The organism is Streptococcus oralis (genome assembly GCF_001075875.1).
GTDB lineage: Bacteria > Bacillota > Bacilli > Lactobacillales > Streptococcaceae > Streptococcus > Streptococcus oralis_I.
Genome location: NZ_JUOS01000082.1, coordinates 1 through 2,335, shown reverse-complemented (window position 1 = coordinate 2,335; position 2,335 = coordinate 1). Strand labels below are relative to the sequence as shown.

At 29.9% G+C, this 2,335-nt stretch carries 2 protein-coding genes; both read left to right on the top strand.

The genetic code is table 11. The features are described from left to right. Nucleotides 1-72: 72 nt before the first annotated feature. Nucleotides 73-1,389, top strand: a complete 1,317-nt coding sequence (locus ADM33_RS05150; RefSeq protein WP_001059646.1) for an ISL3 family transposase — start codon at nt 73-75, stop codon at nt 1,387-1,389. A 261-nt stretch (nt 1,390-1,650) separates the two neighbouring features. Continuing rightward, nucleotides 1,651-2,229, top strand: a complete 579-nt coding sequence (locus ADM33_RS05145) for a DUF4230 domain-containing protein (RefSeq protein ID WP_000493216.1) — start codon at nt 1,651-1,653, stop codon at nt 2,227-2,229. The last annotated feature ends 106 nt before the right edge of the window (nt 2,230-2,335 follow it).

Genomic DNA, 2,335 nt, shown 5'->3' with positions numbered 1-2,335 from the left:
TAGTGTATACAAAAAGGCCAACATCCATTATATTAAAAGCGCTGAAACCTAAAACAAAAGGATGATGACCATATGAACAATATACTAGAAGCTACACTACAAATCAAAGATAAAAACATTATTTGGGATAATAAAGTTCAAGAGAAGATATTTAAAAAGAGAAAATCTTTATTTTATGCAGCTACTTATACGCATAAACCAGAATTTTGTACCGTTTGTGGGTGTGTTAGCCGAAATAATAATATCGTTAAAAACGGCACGAAAACATCTCGTATCACTCTCTGTTCTGTTTCAGGCCTAGCGGCCTACTTAAATCTACGCAAGCAGAGATTTCTCTGTAGAGAATGCGGCTCTTCATTTACCGCAGACACTAGTCGAATCGTAGAAAAACACTGTCATATCTCTAAACGCTTAAAAAACGAAATTAAATCAAAAATAAGTGAAACAGTATCTGAAACCTATATCGCAAAAGAAACAAATGTTTCAGTTCATACGGTAAGACGTATCATAGATGATACAACACGTTTACTAAAGATTAAACCATTACACGATTTACCTGAGCATTTGTGTTTTGATGAATTTAAATCCGTCAAATCTTCCGATAGTAATATGAGCTTCATTATTTGTGATAGCACTACACACAAGCTGGTCGATGTTGTACGAGATAGAAAATCTTACAGCTTGAAAAAGTATTTTCATCGTTTTGAGCCTAAGACTAGATTAAAGGTAAAAACTATCTCCATCGACATGTACTTACCGTACATTCAATTAATAAAAGAAATGTTTCCTAACGCTAAAATTATCATTGATCCTTTTCATATCGTACAAGCCTTAAATAGAGAATTAAATCGAACTCGGGTACGTGTCATGAATAAGCATCGCTATAAAGACTCTAAATTATATCGAAAGTTAAAACATTATTGGAAGTTAATTTTAAAGAACTCTAATGAACTTCAGAACTATAAATATAATCGTTATAAGCTTTTTGAAAGCTTCATAACAAGTAAAGGAATCGTAGATTATATCTTAGAAAAAAATCCATCTCTTAAAAATGATTATGAGGTTGTACATTCACTTCGTGAATGTATACAGGATAGAGATTATATAGAATTCAAGGAAACGATTGAAGCAGCTACGCAATTAGACCTATCTCCTGGTTTAAAAAGAGTATTAAAGACTCTTATGACTTACTTGCCATATATTCAAAATACTTGTGAGTATCCAACTAGAACAAATGGCCCTATTGAAGGAATAAACAATAAAATAAAAGTGCTTAAAAGAAATGCCTACGGCTTTAGAAACTATTACCATTTTAGAAATAGGATTATTTTAATAACAAAAATGTTTGGCCCAAAACAAAAAGGAATTAAGCAACAATTAGTTGCTTAATCCCTTCCTAAATTTCTTCATCAACACTATTTGACAAAGAGCCCTTTTTTAGTGCTCAAAATAGCACTCAATTTTAAATGGATTTGGTGTTCAAAAAATATAATCAAATGCAACAAACTAATTTCATTTTTAATAGGCACAATTAATTTTAGAAGATAGTACGAAAAAATATTGACTATTTTCTTTAGAATGTGTAAAATTTAGATAGATTATTTAAAGTGAGGTTTTTTTATCTTGTCTATATTAAAGAAGAAAGTTAATATGTTTAGTGTACTATTGAATGTGGTATTAATAGCTATTATAGCTATTGGAGTGCTATTTTTCTTACCTAAGGAACATAAATCAGAAGTCAAATCGTCAATTAATATCGAAAGTATTGAAAAAGTGAATGAAGTTGTATTTTTGAATGCGGGAATTAATGAAATTATTTCTGAAACAAAAACAACTCAAGTTTTTGGGTTTGATGTGCCGTTCTCTAAAAAAGCAGCATTAGTAATTTTAAATTATAAAGCTAAATTTGGAATTAAAAGTAGTGTAAAGGTTGAACAAATAAGCGAAAAAGAATATAAGGTTATTGTTCCAAAATTGGAAGTAATTGGTGTTGAACTTTCAAAAGATAATCCTTATGATTTATATGATAGTCATGGAGAGTTATTAAGTGGAACTACAGAAGATATTGATACTGGGAAATTGGTCGCTAACCAACTTTCTAGTGATAAACAAGCAGAGTATTTAGATAAATTTAAGAGTGAAATTAAAGAATCTGCAATCAATTATTATAAAACAATATTTTCTTCAATGGATTCTGAAGTAAAAGTAACTATAGAATTTACAGAATAATTTTTGAAATACAAAACCCTGGCCATCTCTGGTCAGGGTTTTGTGTGGTTCTATAATTTTTAGGGTTGATGGAAATTTTCCACCAACCCTATTTTAGTGTATACAA

Coding starts and splice junctions, on each gene's coding strand:
- ADM33_RS05145 (WP_000493216.1), top strand. CDS start 1,651: ATGTTTAGTGTACTATTGAATGTGGTATTAATAGCTATTATAGCTATT.
- ADM33_RS05150 (WP_001059646.1), top strand. CDS start 73: ATGAACAATATACTAGAAGCTACACTACAAATCAAAGATAAAAACATT.